This is a genomic window from Bradyrhizobium sp. Arg816 (assembly GCF_029989365.1).
Classification (GTDB): Bacteria; Pseudomonadota; Alphaproteobacteria; order Rhizobiales; family Xanthobacteraceae; genus Bradyrhizobium.
Map to the genome: position 1 here is coordinate 351,153 of NZ_JAPRAQ010000006.1, position 20,087 is coordinate 371,239.

At 63.9% G+C, this 20,087-nt stretch carries 22 protein-coding genes; 14 read left to right on the forward strand and 8 right to left on the reverse strand.

The window, feature by feature from the left end; genetic code table 11:
- Nucleotides 1-252 precede the first annotated feature (252 nt).
- Both OWC48_RS17975 and OWC48_RS17980 read left to right on the forward strand, forming a co-directional pair.
- Nucleotides 253-993 (forward strand): metallophosphoesterase, encoded by a 741-nt coding sequence (locus OWC48_RS17975; protein WP_282521162.1) that lies wholly within the window; start codon nt 253-255, stop codon nt 991-993.
- A gap of 65 nt (nt 994-1,058) precedes the next feature.
- Nucleotides 1,059-1,412: a cupin domain-containing protein gene (locus OWC48_RS17980; protein ID WP_028154229.1), complete on the forward strand. Its 354-nt coding sequence runs from the start codon at nt 1,059-1,061 to the stop codon at nt 1,410-1,412.
- A gap of 21 nt (nt 1,413-1,433) precedes the next feature.
- Here OWC48_RS17980 and OWC48_RS17985 read toward each other — a convergent pair whose 3' ends face one another.
- From OWC48_RS17985 to OWC48_RS18000, 4 genes are all read right to left on the reverse strand, one after another.
- Nucleotides 1,434-1,946: a hypothetical protein gene (locus OWC48_RS17985; protein WP_282521163.1), complete on the reverse strand. Its 513-nt coding sequence runs from the start codon at nt 1,944-1,946 to the stop codon at nt 1,434-1,436.
- A gap of 95 nt (nt 1,947-2,041) precedes the next feature.
- Entirely contained in the window at nt 2,042-2,476 is a 435-nt protein-coding gene (locus tag OWC48_RS17990) for a VOC family protein (protein WP_282521164.1), read from the reverse strand.
- Between the two features lie 105 nt (nt 2,477-2,581).
- Complete coding sequence (locus OWC48_RS17995) at nt 2,582-3,064, reverse strand: DUF5680 domain-containing protein (RefSeq protein ID WP_282521165.1); 483 nt, start codon at nt 3,062-3,064, stop codon at nt 2,582-2,584.
- Between the two features lie 3 nt (nt 3,065-3,067).
- Nucleotides 3,068-4,219, reverse strand: a complete 1,152-nt coding sequence (locus OWC48_RS18000; protein ID WP_282521166.1) for a zinc-binding dehydrogenase — start codon at nt 4,217-4,219, stop codon at nt 3,068-3,070.
- 177 nt (nt 4,220-4,396) lie between these two features.
- Between OWC48_RS18000 and OWC48_RS18005 the strand changes: the two genes are divergently transcribed.
- The 5 genes from OWC48_RS18005 to OWC48_RS18025 all read left to right on the forward strand — a co-directional run bounded on the left by OWC48_RS18005 (nt 4,397) and on the right by OWC48_RS18025 (nt 8,925).
- The gene (locus OWC48_RS18005; RefSeq protein ID WP_282521167.1) at nt 4,397-4,876 is read left to right on the forward strand and encodes a GNAT family N-acetyltransferase; all 480 of its coding nucleotides are present in this window, start codon (nt 4,397-4,399) and stop codon (nt 4,874-4,876) included.
- A 37-nt stretch (nt 4,877-4,913) separates the two neighbouring features.
- Nucleotides 4,914-5,729 (forward strand): alpha/beta fold hydrolase, encoded by an 816-nt coding sequence (locus OWC48_RS18010; RefSeq protein ID WP_282521168.1) that lies wholly within the window; start codon nt 4,914-4,916, stop codon nt 5,727-5,729.
- 50 nt (nt 5,730-5,779) lie between these two features.
- Nucleotides 5,780-7,027 (forward strand): MFS transporter, encoded by a 1,248-nt coding sequence (locus tag OWC48_RS18015; RefSeq protein WP_282521169.1) that lies wholly within the window; start codon nt 5,780-5,782, stop codon nt 7,025-7,027.
- Between the two features lie 51 nt (nt 7,028-7,078).
- Nucleotides 7,079-8,245: a CynX/NimT family MFS transporter gene (locus tag OWC48_RS18020; protein ID WP_282521170.1), complete on the forward strand. Its 1,167-nt coding sequence runs from the start codon at nt 7,079-7,081 to the stop codon at nt 8,243-8,245.
- A 68-nt stretch (nt 8,246-8,313) separates the two neighbouring features.
- Nucleotides 8,314-8,925, forward strand: a complete 612-nt coding sequence (locus OWC48_RS18025; RefSeq protein ID WP_282521171.1) for a PilZ domain-containing protein — start codon at nt 8,314-8,316, stop codon at nt 8,923-8,925.
- Here the strand turns inward: OWC48_RS18025 and OWC48_RS18030 are convergent.
- Complete coding sequence (locus tag OWC48_RS18030; RefSeq protein WP_282521172.1) at nt 8,912-9,115, reverse strand: hypothetical protein; 204 nt, start codon at nt 9,113-9,115, stop codon at nt 8,912-8,914. The genes OWC48_RS18025 and OWC48_RS18030 overlap by 14 nt on opposite strands.
- A 140-nt stretch (nt 9,116-9,255) precedes the next feature.
- Here OWC48_RS18030 and OWC48_RS18035 point away from each other — a divergent pair, with 140 nt between their 5' ends.
- Nucleotides 9,256-9,879, forward strand: coding sequence for a transglutaminase-like cysteine peptidase (locus tag OWC48_RS18035; RefSeq protein WP_028154093.1), 624 nt, complete (start codon nt 9,256-9,258; stop codon nt 9,877-9,879).
- 133 nt (nt 9,880-10,012) lie between these two features.
- Here OWC48_RS18035 and OWC48_RS18040 read toward each other — a convergent pair whose 3' ends face one another.
- Nucleotides 10,013-11,776, reverse strand: a complete 1,764-nt coding sequence (locus OWC48_RS18040; protein ID WP_282521173.1) for a CYTH and CHAD domain-containing protein — start codon at nt 11,774-11,776, stop codon at nt 10,013-10,015.
- 450 nt (nt 11,777-12,226) lie between these two features.
- Nucleotides 12,227-13,582, reverse strand: coding sequence for an amidohydrolase family protein (locus tag OWC48_RS18045; protein ID WP_282521174.1), 1,356 nt, complete (start codon nt 13,580-13,582; stop codon nt 12,227-12,229).
- A 355-nt stretch (nt 13,583-13,937) separates the two neighbouring features.
- Here OWC48_RS18045 and OWC48_RS18050 point away from each other — a divergent pair, with 355 nt between their 5' ends.
- Nucleotides 13,938-14,144 (forward strand): hypothetical protein, encoded by a 207-nt coding sequence (locus tag OWC48_RS18050; protein WP_063982481.1) that lies wholly within the window; start codon nt 13,938-13,940, stop codon nt 14,142-14,144.
- 14 nt (nt 14,145-14,158) lie between these two features.
- Here OWC48_RS18050 and OWC48_RS18055 read toward each other — a convergent pair whose 3' ends face one another.
- Nucleotides 14,159-14,866: a GntR family transcriptional regulator gene (locus OWC48_RS18055; protein ID WP_282521175.1), complete on the reverse strand. Its 708-nt coding sequence runs from the start codon at nt 14,864-14,866 to the stop codon at nt 14,159-14,161.
- A gap of 268 nt (nt 14,867-15,134) precedes the next feature.
- On the opposite strand from OWC48_RS18055, the gene OWC48_RS18060 reads away from it, so the two are divergent.
- Genes OWC48_RS18060 through OWC48_RS18080 form a run of 5 tightly spaced genes read left to right on the forward strand, consistent with a single transcriptional unit; the run spans nt 15,135 to nt 20,073 of the window.
- Nucleotides 15,135-16,121 carry an ABC transporter ATP-binding protein gene (locus tag OWC48_RS18060; protein ID WP_282521176.1) on the forward strand — a complete coding sequence of 329 codons (987 nt, stop codon included), beginning with the start codon at nt 15,135-15,137 and terminating at the stop codon, nt 16,119-16,121.
- Between the two features lie 42 nt (nt 16,122-16,163).
- Entirely contained in the window at nt 16,164-17,453 is a 1,290-nt protein-coding gene (locus OWC48_RS18065) for a PotD/PotF family extracellular solute-binding protein (protein WP_282521177.1), read from the forward strand.
- Between the two features lie 4 nt (nt 17,454-17,457).
- Nucleotides 17,458-18,417 (forward strand): ABC transporter permease, encoded by a 960-nt coding sequence (locus tag OWC48_RS18070; protein ID WP_282521178.1) that lies wholly within the window; start codon nt 17,458-17,460, stop codon nt 18,415-18,417.
- A gap of 3 nt (nt 18,418-18,420) precedes the next feature.
- Nucleotides 18,421-19,299 (forward strand): ABC transporter permease, encoded by an 879-nt coding sequence (locus OWC48_RS18075; protein ID WP_282521179.1) that lies wholly within the window; start codon nt 18,421-18,423, stop codon nt 19,297-19,299.
- A 36-nt stretch (nt 19,300-19,335) separates the two neighbouring features.
- Nucleotides 19,336-20,073 (forward strand): aspartate/glutamate racemase family protein, encoded by a 738-nt coding sequence (locus tag OWC48_RS18080; RefSeq protein WP_282521180.1) that lies wholly within the window; start codon nt 19,336-19,338, stop codon nt 20,071-20,073.
- Nucleotides 20,074-20,087: the final 14 nt, after the last annotated feature.

Below are 20,087 nucleotides of genomic sequence, written 5' to 3' on the forward strand. Positions count from 1 at the left end.
AACCTTGGTTAATGTCAGGCGCGGAACGGTGAACCGGCGGACCTGAGTTGCGTGCGCGGCAAACGGCCCGGCCGCACGCTGGATGTGATCAGGGCGCTCTTTACGCCAAGTGCTCTGAAATCACCATGCCTATGATGCATGGCTTGACGGAAAGAACCGCGCCTGAAGGTTGCAGCGGACTTTCGCGGCCACCTCGATTAGCCTTGGCACAATCAGGCGAGGCTCAGGACGAGCTGTATTGGGAGAATAGCGATGCGATTGGCAGTCATTTCCGATATCCACGGCAACCTTGCTGCGTTGGAAGCGGTGCTGGCCGACATCAAGGCGCGCGGCGTCGATCGTACGGTCAACCTCGGCGATTGCGTCACCAGCCCGCTGTGGCCAAAGGAAACTTTCGAGGCTCTCCAGTCTCTGTCGTTGCCGACGGTGCGCGGTAATCATGATCGCTGGATTGAGGAGTTTCCAGACGACAAGCTCTCGCCGGCAGGTCTGTTTGCGCGTAGTGCATTGACCGCGGAGCAGCGCCGCGCACTTCACAGCCTGCCCTCCCAAATACGGCTGGACGACGGGATCCTGGCCTGCCACGGCACACCCGACGACGATACGACGTGCCTGCTCGAAGAAGCGCTCGAGGACGGCCGCTTCGTGCCCGCGCGTCGCGACGTGCTGACCGCGCGCCTTTCGAGCGCGCCAACGGCGCGTGTCGTGCTGTGTGGTCACAGCCACCGCCAGGCGGCTGTTCAGGGCCCGGGCGACCGCCTGGTCCTCAATCCCGGCAGCGTTGGTTGCCCGGTGTTCGCGGACATTCCTTTTGCCGCAAACCTGGAGCACCGCTCGCCTCACGCCCGCTACGCGATCCTCACGAAACGAACAAGAGGCTGGCAAGTCGAACTGCTGGCCCTGGAATACGACTGGGACGCCGCGTCCGCGCAGGCGCTCGCCAACGGCCGCCCGGAATGGGCGGAGGCCATGTTATCAGGACATGTCAAATAGCTGCCCTTGCCACGTCGGTCATTCGATCCCAAATCGTGCCTCACGAGAGAACAACGGGATGAAACATGGCCGACAAGATATCGCTTGCCGACAAACTCGCGACCTTTGGGGATTTCTGGTCGCCGCGCACGGTTACGACCTTCAACGATTGCGACGTGATGGTGGTGAAGGTGAAAGGCGAGTTCACCTGGCACAAGCATGACGACACCGACGATTTCTTTCTCGTCCTGAAAGGCAGTCTGGACATCGAATTGCGGGATCGCACGGTGACGCTCGGCCCGGGCGAACTCTATGTCGTGCCCAAAGGGGTCGAGCATCGCCCGGTGGCACGTGAGGAGGTTCACCTCATGCTCATCGAGCCGACCGGCACGCCGAACACGGGCGACAAGGCCACCGCCGCAGCACGCAAGCTCGCATAGAGGACAACGCTTGGCGCGGGTCTAATCCCTGGAGGTCGCCAGCTTGCTGAAGCGGCCGACCAGCCTCGCCCTTACCCGTGCGACTGTGTCCCTCGCCGCGCGGCTCAGGGCGCGGATGGCGCGCCAGGCGTCGGTTGCCTGCAGCCACGCCTTCACCTCGGAGAACTTGCCGTACGCCCAGGCGAACGCGGGAATCCGCATCAGCTTGTCGCGCGTGAGATGGAACAGGCGCTCGACCAGCACGAGCTTGAGCAGTTCGCCGATGATGAAGGTCACGGCGGCGCTCACGATCTGACCCGTTGCGGCGAGGTAGGCCGCCACCGGCTTGATCGGCTCCAGAATGATCACGGGCACGGAAAACAGGGCGAGCGAGGGATAAGGGGGCAGCGACCTGATCCAGGCGCGCAACCGCTTGAATTCGAAATGCCGGCCGATCCAGCGCGCGATTGGCCTCGCAACGGCCATGAAGACGGCATCCACCAGGAAGTAGATGGCCGCCAGGATGTAAGTAACGGGTTTCAGAATTCGCTTCACGATACCTCTCCCGTGAAGTGAAAGCCCGAACTTGGGCCTAAGTTTCACCTTAACATGGATAGATCGGGAATTCCCGATGGAACTTTTTGGGCGCCTTAGATCTCGGCATAGACCTCCAGCAAATTGCCGTCGGGATCGCGAAAGAACAGCGTCCGATGTCCGAACGACTGGTTCGTCGGCGGTGACAGCAGCGCCACGCCCTGCCGCACCAGTTCATCGGCACATTGATCGACCTCGGTCGCGGACACCTTGAAGGCCAGTTGCAGCGAGGCGCTGCCCGCCGGTGTCGGCGCGTCGGCCGCGGTCCGGCTCGGTCGCGCCAGCGCCAGCGTGTTGCCGCCCAGGCCGTACTCGATCCAGTTCGGCGAGAGCTCGCGCAGCAGGGTTAAGGCAAGAACGTCCTCGTAGAACCGGCGCATCGCCGCCATGTCGCGCACGAAGATGACTGTGTAGTCGATCGCGCGAATGGCGTGGAAGGGGGAGCGCCAGTTTGTTTCGGGTGTCTGTTTGTCTGTCATCTCGTCGTTCATTCCAAACTCTGGCTCGTAGCCCTTATGAAGCGTAGCGGAATACGGGGAGCCACGGGCGAGAACCCGGATTGCGCTGCGCTCCATCCGGGCTACAAGGTTCAAGAATTATCGCAACAAACCACCGCTGTAGCGCAGCTCGTACAGCGGTGCGCCATCATGCCGCGCGATCGTCTCGATGCCGTGGAAGCGATCGAGGGAGCCTTCAACCCCGTTGCGGTAAGTCATGCCTGCCTGCTCGAACAGGCGCGGTCCCCGATAAGGCTCCACGACGCTTACGCCCAACAGCGCCCGGCGCAGGAATTTGTAGATCTCGAGCAGCGTGGACCGATCCGTGATGTCCGCGCGGACGCCGCCGCTGTAGCTCATCGACCAGATGACAACGTCATCCCGTGACACGGTCTCTTGGCCAACGAAAAACCCCATCCCGAAATAGATATCGCGATAGGCATAAGGTGGCGCGCGATGCTCGAGCTGCTTGGAGCCGGCGAGCAGCGGCGCGGCCACGGTCGCGTCATCGTCCAGCCCCGCATAGGTGCGCCGCTTGGCCTCGACCAGGAACGTTGCGAGATCGTCCGGGATCGACGGCATCGCTCACTCCACCAGTTCCGGCCACGGCACGATGGTCGATTTCACCGTCTTCATCGCCATCGCATCCCTCACCGCCTGCGCGACGCCCTCTTCCGTGAACGGATAGATCGTCTGCATCTTCAGCCAGGGATACTTGTCACGGGTGCGGTAGAGCATGTCGACGCCAAGCGGCAGATCGTTGCCGGTAAAACCCCAGGATCCCAGGACGTTGAGGTCTTTGGTGCAGATGCGATGCCAGGAGGTCTCGATCGAACCGGCGTCAGTGAACTGACCCATCTCGACATAAGTGCCGCCGTCGCGCAGCATCTCGATGCCTTCGGGGCCGGCGGTCGGATGTCCCGAGCAATCCATCACGAGATCGGCGCCGAAATGGCCTACGATCTCACGCACGCGCGCGATGCGATCTTGCGGCGATTTGATCTCCTCGATGTTCACCGTCGCCTCCGCGCCGAACTCGCGCGCGAGCTTGAGCCGCGGCTCTTCCGGCGCACCGACGCAGATCACGCGCCCTGCTCCCATCTCCTTGGCGGCCGCGACCGCGAGAATGCCGATCGGACCCGAGCCCTGGATCACCACCGTGTCGCCCCAGGAAAAACCGCTGGCGCGGCTGGCACGGTTGAAGGCGCGGATGCAGGAGGTCAGCGGCTCCGACAGCGCGCCCAGCCGCAGCGACATGTCGTCGGGCAGCTTGTAGATCTTGGTGCCCGGCAGCATGTCGAGATCGACATAGACATATTCGGCCCAGCCGCCCCACATATGCGGCGCCTTGTCGAAGCCGAGATAGCGGCCGTAATAGACCGGCGTCAGGCATTTGTTGGCGGTCTGCGGATAGTGGATGCAGTAATAGCAGTGACCGCAGGGCATCAGCGGCGGGATCATCACTTTTGATCCGACCTTGAGCGGCTTGCTCATGAAGTCCTCGGTGAATTGGTCGCCGCATTCGACGATGATTCCGCCGAGCTCGTGGCCGAGCGTGAACGGCCAAGGCAGCGGCTTCGGCCAATGCCCTTTCAGGATGTGCAGATCAGTCCCGCAGACGCCGCAGGCGCCGACCTTGATCAGCGCAGCTTTCCGGCCGACCTTCGGCCATGGCACGGTGCGGATCACGGGCTCCGAGCCCGGCCCTGCGTGAGTGCAGACGCGGATCTGGTCCATGGCTGTTTCCTCGCTGCCCGTCTGTTATGATTGATGGTGCGGGCGTGAGGCAAAGCGTATGTGAGATGCACGGTCGTGCCAAGCGTGAGTCTCGCAGCCCGCACGGAGCGAAGCGACATGCGGGACCGGCGGCCCCGGATTGCGCTTCGCTCCATCCGGGCGACAAGGACAACGTCGATGCTACGTGACTATCAGCCAGCAGATGCGGAAGCGATCGTGCGCGTCGCTCTCGCGGCGTTCGCGCAATTCGAGCGGCACTATTCCGACTGGCCGTTGTTTGCCATCCATGTCGCGAAGATGCCGGAGCTTGCCAAAACCGGCGAGATCATCGTCGCCGAAGATGGCGGCCAGATCGTCGGCGCCGTCGCCTATGTCGGACCGCAAGCCCCGAAGCCGGCCTTCTTCGATCCGGCCTGGCCGGTCATCCGCATGCTGGTGGTCGATCCGGCCGCACGCGGCAAGGGCATCGGCCGGCAATTGACCGAAGAATGCCTGCGCCGCGCCGAGCGCGACCAGTCTCCGGCCATTGCCCTGCACACGACGCCGATCATGACGGTCGCATTGCCGATGTATCAGCGGATGGGATTTACCAGGGTTCGCGAGGCGCCGGATATTCTGGGCGTGCCCTATGCGGTTTACGTCAAGGCGCTGGGGTAAGATAACGTCGGCGTTGATTCTTTGACAGTCGTTGCGAATGACAAGCTGGACGAGCCGAACCTGCGCGGCAAATGCCATCGACATCCATTATTTACGGACCGGGGACGACAAGCCTGCGCTGATTGCGCTGCATGGTCTGACCGGAAGCGGTGCCTGCTGGACACCGTTGGCGCGTGCGCTCGAAGATCGGTACGACGTGATCATGCCTGATGCGAGAGGACATGGCGCGTCGAGCGCGCCGTCCGGCGGGTATCTGTACCGCGATCTCGCAGGCGACGTCATCGGCCTCATTGACGCGCTCGGGCTGACTGCCCCGATCCTGCTCGGCCATTCCATGGGCGGCATGACCGCCGCCGTGGTTGCGAGCGAGATGGGTACGGGCATTCGCAGCGTTATCCTCGCCGATCCGACTTTCCTGCCACCGGAGCGCCAGCGCGAGGTTTACCGGAGCGACGTCGCCGAGCAGCATCGCCGGCTTCTGGGGCAGGACAAGGATGAGGTACTGGCCGAGGCCCGGCGGCGGCATCCGCACCGCTCATCCGGGCTGCTTGACCTGATCGTTGATGCGAGGCTGCGGACCGAGATCAGTGCCTTCGAGGTTCTCACGCCGCCAAACCCGGATTATCGCGAGCTTGTCAAAGCCATTGCTGTCCCGAGCCTGCTTGTCGTCGGAGACAATGGCGTTGTCTCGGTCGATACGGCGCGCGAGCTGCAGGCGCTCAATCCACACCTTCGCCATGAGGTGATCGCGAACGCGGGCCATGGGCTACCGTATGACCGGCCGGATGAGTTTGCGGCGGCGGTCGGGTCATTTCTGGAGACGGTGGATGCGCCATACACCCAATTGTCTTGAGCACTCGCCGACGAACGTGTAAGGCCGCAACGTCCCACCCAGGTGATCGCTTGAACCCCCTGCCCCAAAATCCCGTGGCCGCGTCCGGATCGTTCGCGGCGATGAAGTCGGTGCCGTACCGGCTCCAGTTCATCGCCTACGTGCTGGCGATGATGGCGGACAATATCGAGCATGTGATCAGCTATTGGGTGGTGTTCCAGAAATTCCATTCGCCGACGCTGGGGGGCTTTGCCGTGCTGTCGCACTGGCTGCCGTTCCTGCTGTTCTCGGTCGCGGTCGGCGGGCTCGCCGACCGGTTCGATCCGCGGCGCATCATCCAATGCGGCATGCTGCTGTTCATCGTGGCCTCGGCCGGATGGGGCTTCTTCTTCATCACCGACACCATCCAGATGTGGCACGCGATGCTGCTGCTGGTGATCCATGGCTGCGCCGGCGTGCTGTGGCAGACGCCGAACCAGCTTCTGCTCTACGACCTCGTCGGTCCCGCGGATCTTCCGAGCGCGGTGCGCCTGAATGCGATGGCACGCTATCTCGGCATCCTGGTCGGCCCCGCCGTCGGCGGCGTCATCATGCTCACGCTGGGCACCTCGCACGGCATCATCTTCAACACGCTGTTCTACCTGCCGATGCTGCTGTGGCTGTTCTGGGCCCCGGTGCGCGACAAGAGCGTCGCGGTGCGGCGCTTCGCCATGCGCGGGCTTGCCGACATCGTGCTGACGATGCGCGCCATCGGCACGCAGCCGGTGCTATCAGCGATGACGTGGCTCGCCGGCCTCACCTCCTTCATGATCGGCAACGCCTATCACGCCCAGATGCCGGGCTTTGCCGGCGATCTCGGCCACGGCGATCCCGGCGTCTCCTACAGCGTTCTGCTCGCGGCAGACGCAGCCGGTGCGCTGCTCGCCGGCATCGCGCTGGAATCGTGGGGGCGGTTGAAGGGCACGCCGCACACCGCGATCACGCTGGCGATGCTGTGGAGCGTGGCGCTGCTCGGCTTCGCCGCGGTGCGGATCTATCCGGTCGCGATCGTGCTGCTGTTCTTTGCCGGCTTCTTCGAGCTGTCCTTCAACACCATGGCGCAGGCGCTGGTACAGTTGAACGCACCGCACGACATCCGCGGTCGCGTCGTCGGGCTCTACAACATGGCCGGGCTCGGGATGCGGGCCTTCAGCGGCATCACCGTCGGGCTATCAGGCGCGGCGATCGGCATTCACTGGTCGCTCGGGCTCTCGGCCGCGGTGCTGCTGGCGCTGCTGTGTCTTCTCTATGGGCGCGCGACGAGGAAGACAGCCGGTTGACTCTCGTCTCTCCCCACCGCACCCTCGAGATGGGCCTGAGGAGATGAGGCGTTGCGCAATCGCTGGGGCATTCTTGCGATCCTGTTCGTCGTGCGCCTCACCATCGCGTTCCAGTTCCAGAGCGTGGCCGCGGTCGCCCCGTTGCTGCAGCAGACCTTTGGCGTCGGGCTCGCCGATATCGGCATCCTGATCGGACTCTATTTCACCCCCGGCATCGTGCTGGCGCTGCCGGGCGGCGCGATCGGCCGGACCCTCGGTGACAAGCCGACGACGATCGCAGCGCTGCTGCTGATGACCGCGGGCAGCCTGGTCATGGCAACCACCGACATCTGGGGCTGGCAGATGGCGGGCCGGCTCGTCTCCGGCGCCGGCGGCGTGCTGCTGACGGTGCAACTCACCAAGATGGGCACCGACTGGTTCGCCGGGAAGGAGATCGCGACCGCGATGGCGATCTTCGTCAACTCCTGGCCGGCCGGCGTCGCGATCTCGCTGCTGGTGCTGCCGGCGATCGGCACGGCCTATGGTGCGGGCGCGGTGTTCCTGACGGCGGGCGCACTCACGGCAATCGGTATTGTGCTGATCACGCTGTATCAGTCGCCGCCGGAAGCCACAGTCAGCGCGGCCGGCCCAGGCCGGCTCGATCCCCTCGCGCTGCTGGCTGTGATCGTCGCGGGCCTGATCTGGGGATTCTTTAATGTCGGCTTCGCCATGATCTTCTCGTTCGGCCCCTCCCTGCTCGCCGAGCGTGGCTGGAGCATTGCGGCGGCAGGCTCCGCGATCAGCCTCGTGATGTGGCTGTCGGTGATCTCGGTGCCAGCTGGCGGCTATCTCGCCGACCGCTTCAAGCGGCCGCTCACGCTCGCGATCGCGGCGGGCCTCATGGTGGCCCTGCTGCTGGCCTGGCTGCCCCGGACCGATGCGGTGATCGCGATCCTCGTCCTGATCGGCCTGATCGGCGGCGTTCCGGCGGGCCCGATCATGAGCCTGGCGGCCCGCGTGCTGTCGCCGGAGACAAGGTCGATCGGCATGGGCGTGTTCTACACCCTGTTTTATGCCGCGATGATGGTCGGTCCGGCCGCGGCGGGCCGGCTCGCCAAATCGGCCGGGAGCGCCGCGGTCGCCTTCGACCTCGGGGCGCTGACGGTGCTGGCCTGCCCGCCCATGATGTGGCTTTTCGAGCGCATTGTGTCTGTCCGTAATCGACGCGCCCAATCCTAACGCGGCGTTAACCCTGTGCACCTTAGGGTCGTCCCGGACTCCGCCAGGCGGGGGGTCGGGTTGTGAAAATGGCGTTGGCGAACAAAAAATTTCTTCCGGCCGCCGAGGAACGTCGGCGTTTCCAGCGGGTGAAGGTTCACCTGCTCGGCCGCTACATGCTGCCTGATCGCCGTGAATTCCCCTGCCAGGTCATCAACATGTCGCCGGGCGGGCTCGCGCTTCTGGCGCCCGGCATCGGCAATGTCGGCGACCGCGTGGTCGCCTATCTCGACCATATCGGCCGGGTCGAGGGCAAGATCACCCGCATCATCGACAACGGTTTCGCGATGACGGTCGGGGCGACGCCCAGGAAGCGCGACAAGCTGGCGGCACAGCTCACCTGGCTTGCCAACCGCGACATCCTCAATCTGCCGGAGGATCGCCGCCACGACCGTATCGTGCCGCGCAACCCGATCGCGGTGCTGACGCTCGAGGACGGCACCAAGATGACCTGCCGCATCATCGACCTCTCGCTGTCCGGTGCCGCCATTGCCGCGGAGAACCGCCCGCCGCTGAAATCGATCGTGCTGCTCGGCCGGGTCCAGGGCCGCGTGGTCCGAAACCTCGAGGACGGCTTCGCGCTGGAGTTCATGCACGAGCAGCCGTTGGAGACTCTCGAAGAGAGCGTTACCGCGCGGTAAAGCGCGACGACGCTAAAACGCCTGTATTTCCAGCCCTGAAGGCGGCCTCCGCGATGCGGACGCCGCCTTTTTCGTGCCCGGCGGCCGTCTCGCGCGGGTTAACGCGAGGGCTGCATGCGCGCGCAAACAACAGTTCCGTCAGCGTTTCCGCGTTAATAGATAAAATTTGAATCAATTGAAGTAATTTCAAGTTTTAGTCGAATTCGATTCAAGTATAGATCGAATTCATCGCGCCTTTTACTTGCATTCGTCTCGACTTGACTTGGCCGACTTAGCGGCAACTCAAAAGCTCCGTGCCAAATGTGGTCCCAACAAGAAACGGGGGCCGCAATGTTGGACTTCAGGGGACAGGGGAAAGGGCTGGCACTGGCTGCCATGCTCTTCGGGATCAGCGCGGCAGCGCAGGCCGGCGAAGGCCGTCTGCTCTACGCGAGCCTCGGCGACACCACGCGTGCGCCGATCGGCTGGGTCGAGTTCTGCGCGGATAATGCCGCTCAGTGCCAGGGCGCGCCGACGCAACCGCGCGACATCGTGATGTCGCAGGCCGCATGGCGCGACCTCGTCAAGGTCAATCGCTGGGTCAACGAGACCGTCAAGCCTTTGACCGACCAGGAGCACTGGGGCGTGATCGAGAAGTGGTCGCTGCCGACCGACGGTTACGGCGACTGTGAAGACTACGTGCTGCTGAAGCGCAAGATGCTGATCGATGCCGGATGGCCGCGCGAGGCCCTGCTCATCACCGTCGTGCGGGACAAGAAGGGCGAAGGACACGCGGTGCTGACGGTGAAGACCGACAAGGGCGAGTTCGTTCTCGACAATCAGAACGAGAACGTCGTTGCCTGGACGGAGACCGGCTACCGCTTCGTCAAGCGCCAGTCACAGAGCGATCCCAATGTCTGGGTCTCGCTCGGCGACACCAAGCCGGCGGTCTCCACCGCCAGCGCCAAGAACTAGCAATCAAGAACTAGCAGTCAGGAAAACGAGTTACGCGGCCCGGTCACATCCCCACCCCTCCCCGTCCCCGACCGGTTCGCGCGCGGCCAGCCATCCCCCAATGGCTGGCCGCAACTTTTTTTGGGGAGAGCAATCAGCCCTGCGACGACCAGGGCACGCGCGCCGCGGTGAAATCGCGCCACGTGCGTTGCAAAGCGGGCTGCACGCCGATCGATGCACGTGCCTGCCAGCCGGCGATCGCCGCGGCCGCGACGGCGCTGTCGGGTTCAGTACCGAGCCCATCGAGCAGCGATGCCGTGACCGCCATATCGTTGAAAGCGCCAAGATCCTCCTGCAAACCGGCGAGCGTGCGCGAGAATTTTCTCGCCGACTTGCGATCCTCGTACAGCGGCAGCAGGAACTCGCTGAGATAGCGCAGCCGCTTGGTCGCGAGCCGCACCCGGTGCAGCTCTTCGGCGGGAAGCGACTTGAAGCGGCGGCCGCGCTTGAGCACCTTGGCGTATTGCTCCGACAAGATGCGCCGCGCGAAGTCGACGGCGGGTTCGGCGAGCTGACCGAGATCTTCGGCGGCAACGTCGTTGCGCCAGCCCCGCGTCTCGATCCAGTTTCCGAGGCCGATCAGAAACACGGCGCAGCGGCGATCGTCGAGCGCGTCATGCGCCTTGCGGTAGGCGTCCGACTGGCGCTCGGCCGCAGCCCGGCCCAACGCATCGAAGCCGGCGACCAACGGACAGGCATGTGCGATCGTCGGCAAGGTCTCGAGCTGGAACACGTCCCAATCACGGGCGGCGGACAGGTCTTGCGCCAGCCATTTGACCTCCGATCGCAGCGCGTCGAGATTGCTGAGCGCACCGACCGATCGCATCAGGTCGAGCGCCGATCGCAGCCGGCGCAGCGAGACGCGGAGTTGATGCACGCCTTCCGGGTTGCGCCCGTCCTCGGCGGCCGGCAGCGACTGAAGCAGATGGAGGAAGCAGGAGCGCAGGATCGTCGCGAAGGCCTCGTCGAGCGTGACCGACGCATCGAGGCGAAGTTTTCGCGGGCGACGTGCCGGGGGGGGCTTGTCGGCGGCAAGATCAAAGCCGCGCGCCGACTTGGTACGGATGGACGGCTTCGCCGCGCCCTGCTCCGCGAGCCGCAGCGCAACCTCGTAGATCGTGCTGGCGCTGCCGCTCTTCAGCTCAAGCTCGATCTCGCTCACCGGCATCGTGCGATCGCCAGCCGTCAGCTCGCCTTGATCGAAGGCGATTTCGACCGTGCCGGACGGCAAGTCGATCATCCTCGCATGACGACGGATGTCGGCGGTGAAGACGGCTTCGAGCGGCTGCGTCACGAGGTGGCTACGAAGCTTCTCCGGAATGAAGGGCATCGCCAGCGCGAGATCGGGCGCAAGCGACGACACGCTCGCCTCCCACTCGCCACGGCGCAACGGATCGTCCGCGGCGTCCGTCTTCACGGTCTGCACGAAGCGCCCGCCGCCCTGGCGAACGCGGAGGCTCAGGCCATTGCGCCGAAGCAGGCGCTCGGCCGTGTCGTAATAGACCGACTTGAGATGCTTGCGCGTGCCCTTGTTGCGCGCGTGGGCCGTGATGACCGGCGCGGCGTTGAAATGCGCCATGCGATCGGCATCGACGAGAAGCTTGAGTTCGATCTCACCGGCGGGACGCGCAGCAGTGCCGGACTGGGCTGGCTCCGGTGCAGGCGTCGTGTCTTGCGATGGCGTCTGATCAATCACAGCACCCTTGACGATCGCATGTTCCGCGCCGGGCTCGGCTGCGTCACGTTGCCTGAGGAAGCCGGCGACGACTTGCGTTCTCTTGTCCCTGTCCTTGGAGACAGGATTCCCATCCGGCGCGCTCATGGTTTTGCGAGCCGACGTAGTGTCTGATTTCAACATTTCCGGTGACATGACAGTTTGATGACAGAGAGCAGCATATAGCTCGTCAGGCCCGCAAGGAATAGCAACGTTACGTCGCAACGCATCATCGTCCACATGCGCCATGCTCGAGGCTAAAGATCGGGCAGGACTGTCATAATTCGTCTGGCGTGACGAATTAAATTGCCGCCGCGTACAGTAAGTGATCGAATTGATAGCGAATCTCGTCGTTCTCGAAATCAAGATGAACGCGTCAGCGAGCTTGACTCATGCTAGCAGAAAAATTCTTTCTGGTTTTGGAGACGCTCAGAAGTCACGCCTCCGATGGTGACAGGCCGGAGATTGTGACAAGCCCCGCGCGGCCTCCTGCGCCCCCGGCGATCGCAAACGGCTCCCGACCAGGAAAGCCGGTTCCTGACCAGCGAGACTAGAAGCGATCGAATTTCGCGGGCTCCACCTGCCATGCGCGCGTCAGTGCGCGAGCCCGTTCTTGTAGATCCTGCCGTCCTTCATGATCACCACAAAATTCTTCGCGGGATCTTCGACGAGCTTGATGTCGTCGAGCGGATTGCCGTCGACCAGCAGGAGATCGGCGAGCGCGCCCTCCTCGACCACGCCGAGCTTGCCGGGATAGGGATTGCGCAGGCCCGACAAGCTCAGGAGTTCGGCATTGGTCGACGTCGCCATGGCCAGCGCTTCGGCTGGCGTGTACCAGCGCGTCAGTGCGGCCAGCATCGAGCCCTGCTTGTCCGCCAATGCCTTCGAGAACAGGACGTCAGTGCCGAACGCGGTCTTGATCTTGTACTTCTTCGCCAGCGCGTAGACGCGGTCGGTGCCGGCAACCACCTGCCGCATCTTGTCCTGCTCCGAAGGCCCGAGCCCGGCAGCCATGGACATATCCAGGAACGGCTGGGTGCTGAGCCAGACCCCCTTCTCCGCGATCAGCTTGGCGCTCGCCTCGTCCATGAGATGACCGTGCTCGATGCATCTGACACCGGCTGCGATCGAGCGCTGGATCGCGACCGGCGTATAGGCGTGCGTGGCGACATAGGTGCCCCAGTTGTCAGCGGCTTCGACGGCTGCGCGCAATTCGGGCTCGGTGAAGGTCGAAACGTCGAGCGGACTGAACGGCGATGCGACTCCGCCGCCCGCCGTGAGCTTGACCTGCGAGGCGCCCTGCATGAGCTGCTCGCGCGCGCGCACGCGCACCTCGTCCGGGCTGTCGGCGACCAGGCTGCCGCCGATCAGCTCCATGCGGCTGAGCATGCCGCCGATGGTTCGCGGCAGATCGGTGAGCTGCCGGAAATCGCCATGACCGCCGGTGATGGTGATGATGGCGCCGGACGGATAGATGCGCGGACCGGCGACGAGACCCTCGTCGATGGCCCGCTTGAGGCCGAAACTCGGCCCGCCCATGTCGCGTATGGTGGTGAAGCCGCGCATCAGCGTCGCTGTCGCCTCGCTGGCGGCGAGCAGATTGTTGTAGCCGACATCGCCGAGGGCCGCGGCCGGCGTCGGACGCACCAGCATCGCATGCCAATGCGCATCGATCAGCCCCGGCATCAGCACGCGGCCACCGCCGTCGATCACCTGGCCGGTGGCCGCGATGTCGGTGGTCGAAATCTTCTCGATCGTCTTGTTCCTAATCAGGACGTTGGACGCGGCCGAGAGCGCGGCGTTTTTTCCATCGAATATCCGGACGTTGCGGAACAGGACGGCGGTGTCTTGCTGGGCTTGTGCGGAGGACGGACTGTCGAGGCCTATCCCAATCGAGATAAGCAACGCGGTGGCTCTGAAGAGTCCGGCCGGCGTGGTCAAACCCCACATGTCCAATCTCCACGCAGATCCGGGCGAACGCCAGGCAGCCGACGCCGCGCGATGCAGCCATGGATTGATGCCTGCAAACCGCATCGAGTCAATTTGCAACCACGGGGAGTTTTTGCAAATCAGCCATACGGACGCGAAGAGAAGCGTCCCATCAAGTTGGATAGGCGAATGGGTAAGTGCACCTGTCGCACTCGCGTCGAACTCAAATTAAAACGCACTATCGATTTCGACCCGCCAGCAACGGTAGATTGCAACTTTCTCGCTCGGGAGTACGATCCTGCGCGGTCTATGCGACTTGAGCCGCTGGGCAGGAGGGCTTGCGGTCGTCTGCAGAATTCAAATGACGAGGCGTAACATGGTGGCGCAAACGAGTGACGGACGCATCCTGCTGGCGAAGAAGCTCGGCGGGCTCATCGCAATCATCTTGGGATGCCTGCTGACGGCCGTCGGCGTGACGTTCGAATACAGCGGCATGACTTTCGTCGGCGTGTTGTTGCTGGTCCTCGGAGCCGTCCTGCTGGTGCTCAAGATCATGAGGCGAAATCAGGAACGTCCGTTTTGACAGACGGCAGGCGGTCACACGCCCAGCACGTCGGCGAGCCGCAACTCGTCGGCGGCGGGATCCTTCAAGAACAGCTCGGCCTCGATCTCGTCCAGATGCGACAGCATCTGCACGCGCGCAGCCTGCTTGTCGCGCTTGCGGATCGCGGCGACGATGCCGGCGTGATGATCGGTGCCGCAGGCCGGCGTGTCGTGGCGGCGGTAGAGCAGGATGATGAGCGAGGAGCGCGCGATCAGCTCTTTCAGGAAGCCGAGATAGATGCTGTGCCCGCTCATCTCGGCGACGAGACGATGAAACTCGCCGGAGAGCCGGACCGAGGCGCGCGCGTCACCGCGCAGTTCCGCCTCGCGCTCCTCGGCGAGATGCTGCTGGAGGCGATCGATCCAGACCGGTGACACCGCATCGATCGCGTGATCGACGATGGTCGGCTCGATCAGGCGGCGCGCCTCGAACACTTCACGGGCGTCACCCGGCGTCGGCCGCGCGACGAAGGCGCCGCGGTTCTTCTCGATGTTGACGATGCCTTCATGCGCAAGCTGCTGCAGCGCCGTGCGGACCAGCGTGCGGCTCGCGCCGTAGATCTCGCCGATCTCGTCCTCGCCGAGCTTCGTGCCGGGCAGCAGGCGATGCTCGAGGATCGCGGCGGTCACCCCCTCCCTGATACGGCTGACGCGATCGCTCGCATCTGGCGCGTCGGATTTCGTGCGAGTCTTGGCGGCCATCAGTTCGAAGGGTTGGGTGTGAGGGCTCGATCGGCGACGTTCGGCCTTGAATGTTAGTCGACGAGCTGTATCCAATCACAGGCGAAAGATTATACAATCTGCGCCCGTTTTGTGTGCAGCGAGGCAGATGGGTGCTGGGACAGCCGAAGGCGGCGGATTCGATCTAACGATCTGACTCTGCTGCACAGTTCTGGAATTCAGCCGGCCAAGGGCGGTTGGCACGGACCTTGCGGAGAGACGGGAGCATCGCCCCTCCCCTGGACACGCCATGGCCACTCCCGCCGCTCTCGAACTGGTCGCCGTCACCAAGCGCTACGACACGACACTGGCGGTCGACACCGTCAATTTGAAGATCCCGGCCGGGACCTATTGCTGCCTGCTCGGCCCCTCCGGCTGCGGCAAGACCTCGACCTTGCGCATGATCGCGGGCCATGAGGCTGTCAGCAAAGGCGACATCATTCTCGGTGCGCAGAACGTGACCGACCTCGAGCCGGCCAAGCGCGGCACGGCGATGATGTTCCAGTCCTACGCGCTGTTTCCGCATCTGACCGTGCTCGACAACGTGGCGTTTGCCCTCAAAATGCGCGGCGTCGACCGCGCGACCAGGCATAAGCGCGCCGGCGAATTGCTGGAGCTGGTGGCGATGACACCCTATGCAGGCCGGCTCCCGGCCCAACTCTCCGGCGGCCAGCAGCAGCGCGTGGCGCTGGCTCGCGCTTTGATCACCGAGCCGCAGATCCTGCTGCTCGACGAGCCGCTCTCCGCGCTCGATCCGTTCCTGCGGGTCAGGATGCGCGGCGAGTTGAAGCGCCTTCAGCGCGAGCTCGGCATCAGCTTCATCCAGGTCACCCACGGCCAGGAAGAAGCGATGGCCCTCGCCGACCACATCGTGGTGATGAACCACGGGCGGATCGAGCAGCAGGGCACCGCGCGCGACATCTTCCACCGCCCCCGCACCGAATTCGTGGCGCGCTTCATCGGCGGCCACAACGTCCTCAGCGATGCCGGAAACCTCATCGCCGTGCGCGCCGATCAGCTCGGCATCGCGCCGTTCGCTGAAGGCGCGTTCGGCGCGCCGGCACTGCTGACCCAGACCGAGTACCAGGGCTCCTACATCGCCGTCTCGCTCACGCTCGACGACGGCACCGCCCTGTTCTCCCACCTTCCCGAGGCCGCCTTCGACGTCCACCCGTTCCGTCCGGGCGATCGCGTGCTGGCCACCTGGGATCCCGCCAAGGCGCAACGCCTGCAATAGCGCCGATTGACCACTGGAATGCGCAACAGAGGAGTGACTGATATGACCGAGACCACCAGGACGAAGGGCGTCAGCCGCCGCACGCTGCTCAAGGGCACCGCGGGTCTCGCGGGCCTCGCCGCCGGCTCCGGCGCCATCACCGGCTTTCCCTATGTGAAGTCGGCCGAGACCAAGGTGCTGCGCTATCTCGGCACCGCCGTGAACGAAGGCGACGACATCTCCAAGCAGTGCCTCAAGGACACCGGCATCAAGATCGAATACATCACCGCGACCACCGACGACGTCACCAAGCGCGTGATGACCCAGCCGAACTCCTTCGACGTGCTGGACACCGAATATTTCTCGCTGAAGAAGATCGTGCCGTCGGGCAACATCCTTGCCCTCGATGCCAGGAAGATCAAGGAATTCGACAACATCACGCCGGTCTTCACCAAGGGCGAGACGCCCGGCGGCAAGAAGATCGGCGGCCAGGGCACGGCGCCCTGGAAGGTGCTCTATCTCGAAGGCAAGGACTCCAAGAAGTTCGCGACGTCGGCGACCGAGTTCGTCACGCTGATCCCGACCGTCTACAACGCCGACACGCTCGGCATCCGTCCCGACCTGATCAAGCGGCCGATCAGCTCATGGTCCGAGCTGCTCAACCCCGAATTCAAGGGCAAGGCCTCGATCCTCAACATCCCCTCGATCGGCATCATGGATGCCGCGATGGTCGTGGAAGCCACCGGCAAGTACAAATATGCCGACAAGGGCAACATGACCAAGGAAGAGATCGATCTCACCATGAAAGTGATGACCGAAGCCAAGAAGGCGGGCCAGTTCCGCGCCTTCTGGAAAGATTTCAACGAAAGCGTCAACCTGATGGCCTCGGGCGAAACGGTGATCCAGTCGATGTGGTCGCCGGCGGTGACGAAAGTGCGCTCGATGGGCATCGCCTGCACCTTCCAGCCGCTCAAGGAAGGCTATCGCTCCTGGGCCTCGGGCTTCTGCGTCTCCAAGGGCGTGTCGGGTGCGAAGCTCGAATGGGCCTATGAGTTCGTGAACTGGTTCCTGTCCGGCTATGCCGGTGCCTATCTCAACCGCCAGGGCTACTACTCCGCCGTGCTCTCCACCGCGAAGGCGCACATGGAGCCGTACGAGTGGGCGTACTGGATGGAAGGCAAGCCGGCCGAGAAGGACATCAAGGCGCCCGACGGCTCGCTGCTTGAGAAGGCAGGCTCCGTGCGCGACGGCGGCTCCTACGAGGACCGCATGGGCGGCGTCGCCTGCTGGAACGCCGTGATGGACGAGAACGACTACATGGTCCGCAAGTGGAACGAGTTCATCGCGGCCTAACGTGATGGACACGTCAGAGGACATCCTGCAGCAGGCGTCCCCGGGCTTGATCCCGGGGTCGGGCACGGCGCGCGCCGCGAAAGTGACGCGCCTGTCGCCCTCCTTCATCTCCTGGCTCCAGGCCGGGCCGATGATGCTGGTGTTTCTCGCCTTCTTCCTGATCCCTCTGGTCTTCGTCGTCATCGTCTCGTTCTGGGACTACAACGAATACCAGCTGCTGCCGGCGTTCTCCGGCCGCGGCTATACCGATACGTTCGAGGGCTGCATCGCGCAGCTCCCCGATCTCTGCACCATCGCCAAGACCTATCTGAAGACGCTGAAGCTGTGCTTCCTGGTCTGGGTCATCACGCTCTTCATCGGCTTCTGGGTCGCCTACTTCCTCGCCTTCCACGTCAAGTCCAAGACCTGGCAGATGGGATTGTCGCTGCTCTGCACGATCCCGTTCTGGACCTCCAACGTGATCCGCATGATCGCCTGGATCCCGCTGCTCGGACGCAACGGCCTGGTGAACTCCGGACTGGTCAAGAGCGGATTGATCAACCATCCGCTGGAATGGCTGCTGTTCTCCGAATTCTCCGTGGTGCTGGCGCTGGTCCACCTCTTCACCTTCTTCATGGTGGTGCCGATCTTCAATTCGATGATCCGCATCGACAAGTCGCTGATCGAGGCGGCCTATGACGCCGGCGCCACCGGTTTCCAGACGCTGGTCAACGTCATCATTCCGCTCGCCAAGCCAGGCATCGTGATCGGCTCGATCTTCGTCATCACCATCGTGATGGGCGATTTCATCACCATCGGCGTGATGGGCGGCCAGCAGATCGCGGCTGCCGGGAAGATCATCGAGACGCGGGTCAACGCGCTGCAATTCCCGGCTGCGGCAGCGAACGCCGTGATCCTGCTCATCATCACCTTTCTGATCATCACCATGATGTCGCGCATCGTCGACATCAAGAAGGAGCTCTAGAGCATGAAGGAGGGACGCCCGCGCTCGTTCTACGTGCTCGCGATCTTCTTCGCGGCCTATGTGCTGTTTCTCTACGGCCCGATGATCGCGATCTACGTCCTCTCGTTCCAGGGGCCGCAGGGCGGCCTCACCTTCCCGATGAACGGCGTGTCGACCTTCTGGATCGCAAAACTGTTCCAGGGCACCGGCATCGTCGATCTCGGCGCGGCCTTCCGCCGCTCGCTGCTGCTTGGCGTCATCGTGATGATCGTCACCGTCGTGCTGTCGGTCGCCGCCGGCATGGCCTTCCGCCGCAAGTTCAAAGCGCAGGGCATTCTGTTTTACTCGGCGATCGCGAGCCTGATCGTGCCCTCGATCATCACCTCGCTCGGCATCTCGCTTGAATTCCGCATCATCGACGATTTGATCAAGGCGCACTGGAACGAGAATTTCGAGACCTCGATGGGCCTGCTGACCTCGGGCTTAGGTGCGCACCTGACCTGGACGCTGCCGTTCGGCCTTTTGATCATGTTCGCGATCTTCAACCGCTTTGATCCCAGGCTCGAGGAAGCCGCGCGCGATCTCGGCGCGACGCCGTGGCAGGCCTTCCGTCATGTCGTGCTGCCGATCATCCTGCCCTCCGTCATCGGCATCGGCCTGTTCGGCTTCACGCTGTCCTGGGACGAGCTCGCCCGCTCCAGCCAGGCGATCGGGGCGGTCAATACCTTGCCGCTCGATCTCCAGGGCCTCACCACCACCGTGACGAATCCCGACATCTACGCGCTCGGCACCGTGATCTCGGCGGTGTCGTTCACCGTGATCGCCCTTGCACTCGGCACCATCCACATGCTCAACAAGCGGCAGGCGGCCAAGGGCTCGGATGCCGGCCAAGGGCTTGTCTGATAGAGTGCTTGTCTGACAAGGGACTAGTCTGATCTGATGCGACTGCACGTCGTCAATCCCAACACCACCGCGTCGATGACGGCGAAGATCGCCGCTGCAGCGCGCAGCGTCGCCCTGCCCGACACATTGATCGATGCGCGCCAGCCCGCGATGGGCCCGGTCTCGATCGAGGGCTTTTACGACGAAGCCTTCGCCGTGCCCGGCATGCTCGGCTGCATCCGGGAGGCCGACCGCGACGGCGCGGATGCGCACATCATCGCCTGCTTCGACGACACCGGCCTCGACGCCGCGCGTGCCGCCGCGAAAGCGCCGGTGATCGGCATCGGGGAAGCCGGCTTCCATATGGCGAGCCTGATCGCGGCGCGCTTTGCCGTGGTGACGACGCTCGGTGTCTCGATCGTGCCGATCGAGCATAATTTGCGGAAATACGGTCTCGCCGAGCGCTGCGCGCGCGTCCGCGCCGCCGAGGTCCCGGTGCTCGCGCTCGAGGAGCGCAATACTGATGCGCTCGGCAAGATCTCCGCGGAGATCACCGCCGCGGTCCGCGACGATCGAGCGGAGGCCATCGTGCTCGGCTGCGCCGGCATGGCTGACCTCGCCGCCGAGCTCGCCGCCACACATGGCCTGCCCGTGGTCGACGGCGTCGCCGCGGCGGTCACGCTGGCAGAATCACTGGTGCGGGTGGGACTAAAGACCTCGCGGCTCGGGCCCTACGCGCCGCCGCGCCCGAAGACCTATTCAGGACCGTTTTCGCCGTTCCAGCCGGAAGGCTGAACACGCAACCACTT

Excerpts from the sequence above, each read along its gene's own strand:
- OWC48_RS17975 (WP_282521162.1), top strand. The coding sequence starts at position 253 with ATGCGATTGGCAGTCATTTCCGATATCCACGGCAACCTTGCTGCGTTG.
- OWC48_RS17980 (WP_028154229.1), top strand. The coding sequence starts at position 1,059 with ATGGCCGACAAGATATCGCTTGCCGACAAACTCGCGACCTTTGGGGAT.
- OWC48_RS17990 (WP_282521164.1), bottom strand. The coding sequence starts at position 2,476 with ATGAACGACGAGATGACAGACAAACAGACACCCGAAACAAACTGGCGC.
- OWC48_RS17995 (WP_282521165.1), bottom strand. The coding sequence starts at position 3,064 with ATGCCGTCGATCCCGGACGATCTCGCAACGTTCCTGGTCGAGGCCAAG.
- OWC48_RS18000 (WP_282521166.1), bottom strand. The coding sequence starts at position 4,219 with ATGGACCAGATCCGCGTCTGCACTCACGCAGGGCCGGGCTCGGAGCCC.
- OWC48_RS18005 (WP_282521167.1), top strand. The coding sequence starts at position 4,397 with ATGCTACGTGACTATCAGCCAGCAGATGCGGAAGCGATCGTGCGCGTC.
- OWC48_RS18010 (WP_282521168.1), top strand. The coding sequence starts at position 4,914 with ATGACAAGCTGGACGAGCCGAACCTGCGCGGCAAATGCCATCGACATC.
- OWC48_RS18025 (WP_282521171.1), top strand. The coding sequence starts at position 8,314 with ATGGCGTTGGCGAACAAAAAATTTCTTCCGGCCGCCGAGGAACGTCGG.
- OWC48_RS18035 (WP_028154093.1), top strand. The coding sequence starts at position 9,256 with ATGTTGGACTTCAGGGGACAGGGGAAAGGGCTGGCACTGGCTGCCATG.
- OWC48_RS18040 (WP_282521173.1), bottom strand. The coding sequence starts at position 11,776 with ATGTTGAAATCAGACACTACGTCGGCTCGCAAAACCATGAGCGCGCCG.
- OWC48_RS18045 (WP_282521174.1), bottom strand. The coding sequence starts at position 13,582 with ATGTGGGGTTTGACCACGCCGGCCGGACTCTTCAGAGCCACCGCGTTG.
- OWC48_RS18050 (WP_063982481.1), top strand. The coding sequence starts at position 13,938 with ATGGTGGCGCAAACGAGTGACGGACGCATCCTGCTGGCGAAGAAGCTC.
- OWC48_RS18055 (WP_282521175.1), bottom strand. The coding sequence starts at position 14,866 with ATGGCCGCCAAGACTCGCACGAAATCCGACGCGCCAGATGCGAGCGAT.
- OWC48_RS18060 (WP_282521176.1), top strand. The coding sequence starts at position 15,135 with ATGGCCACTCCCGCCGCTCTCGAACTGGTCGCCGTCACCAAGCGCTAC.
- OWC48_RS18065 (WP_282521177.1), top strand. The coding sequence starts at position 16,164 with ATGACCGAGACCACCAGGACGAAGGGCGTCAGCCGCCGCACGCTGCTC.
- OWC48_RS18070 (WP_282521178.1), top strand. The coding sequence starts at position 17,458 with ATGGACACGTCAGAGGACATCCTGCAGCAGGCGTCCCCGGGCTTGATC.
- OWC48_RS18075 (WP_282521179.1), top strand. The coding sequence starts at position 18,421 with ATGAAGGAGGGACGCCCGCGCTCGTTCTACGTGCTCGCGATCTTCTTC.
- OWC48_RS18080 (WP_282521180.1), top strand. The coding sequence starts at position 19,336 with ATGCGACTGCACGTCGTCAATCCCAACACCACCGCGTCGATGACGGCG.